3 protein-coding genes are annotated in these 1,066 nt (G+C 72.1%); 1 reads left to right on the top strand and 2 read right to left on the bottom strand.

All coding sequences use genetic code 11. From position 1 onward, the window contains the following. On the bottom strand, window positions 1-208 hold a 208-nt coding region (locus tag ACFVUS_RS44160), incomplete at its 3' end, for a low temperature requirement protein A (RefSeq protein WP_387781622.1). Window positions 209-360: 152 nt separating this feature from the next. On the opposite strand from ACFVUS_RS44160, the gene ACFVUS_RS44155 reads away from it, so the two are divergent. Further along, window positions 361-621 carry a hypothetical protein gene (locus ACFVUS_RS44155; RefSeq protein WP_073797597.1) on the top strand — a complete coding sequence of 87 codons (261 nt, stop codon included), beginning with the start codon at window positions 361-363 and terminating at the stop codon, window positions 619-621. 10 nt (window positions 622-631) lie between these two features. On the opposite strand, the gene ACFVUS_RS44150 is transcribed toward ACFVUS_RS44155, so the two are convergent. After that, on the bottom strand, window positions 632-1,066 hold a 435-nt coding region (locus tag ACFVUS_RS44150), incomplete at its 5' end, for an MscL family protein (RefSeq protein WP_387781618.1).

Raw genomic sequence — 1,066 nt, 5'->3', positions numbered from 1 at the left:
AGTTCATCCAGGCCCACCAGACGCCGAAGAAGACGAACAGGTAGCCGGTGATGCCGGCGGCCACATGGTCCTCGGCGAGGGCGTGGACCAGCTGCCGGCCGGCCTGCGCCACCGCGACGACGAAACAGAGGTCGAAGAACAGCTCCAGGGGAGTCGCGGCCCGGTGGCCTTCCCTCCGGCTGCGGGCGGTCATCGGTACGTAGGTCATACCGCACAGGACAGCAGCCGCACGGCGGTCGGCAGCCGAGGCGCGCGGGCTCCCCGGGAGCCGTGTGGCCCGGGTGCCGGACAGCGCCCGCGCGGACGCCGGGGCCCCCGGCTGGGCGGAGCGGCGGGAGGGGGCGGCCGTACCCTGGGGGTATGAGCACCGCCCCCACCCCCGCTTCCGGCCCGCAGGACCCCAGGGACTCCCAGGCCCCCAAGGGCCCGAAGGCCGCGCAGGACCCGAAGCCCGGGGCCGCGCCCCAGTCGAGGCCCAAGCCCAGGCTGGTCTTCGACGACCCGTTGGACCAGCAGTCCTCGGACGACACCGACCGCGGGTGGGGCGAGCGGTCCCCCGCCGGCGGGAGCGCCGCCGACCTGGCCCGCTTCCTCGACGAGAAGCCGCCGCACCACCTCTGAGCCAGAAGAGTCAGAACGCCCCGTCGCGGCCCTGCCCCTGGCCCTGGCCGTAACCGTGACCGTTCGCCGGGCCCCCGTGGACGCGCTGGGCGACCAGCGTGTCCCGGATCTCCTTGAGGACCTCCAGCTCGGTGATCTCCATGGTCTCCTGGACGCCTTCCCTGGCCTTGCGGCGCTGTTCCTGCCGGGCGAGGTACTTCGCCATGGGCAGCACCATCAGGAAGTAGACGACCGCCGCGGTGATCACGAACGTGAGGGTCGCGTTCAGCACCGAACCCCACAGGATGTTCACGCCGGTCGGCTCCCCCTTCGCGGTGACGCCGCAAGGACCCTTCAGGCACGAGGAGTAGCCGTCCAGGCTCTTCGTGCCGACCGCGCCCACCAGCGGGCCGATGATTCCCTTGACCACGGAGTTCACGATGTTCGTGAACGCGGCGCCGATGAC

The sequence above is a fragment of the Nocardia sp. NPDC058058 genome, from assembly GCF_042885355.1.
Lineage (GTDB): Bacteria > Actinomycetota > Actinomycetes > Mycobacteriales > Mycobacteriaceae > Nocardia.
This window is presented reverse-complemented; position numbering and strand designations above follow the sequence as displayed.

What these genes read in the sequence shown, in the direction of transcription:
- ACFVUS_RS44155 (WP_073797597.1), top strand. Translation starts at nt 361, where the DNA reads ATGAGCACCGCCCCCACCCCCGCTTCCGGCCCGCAGGACCCCAGGGAC.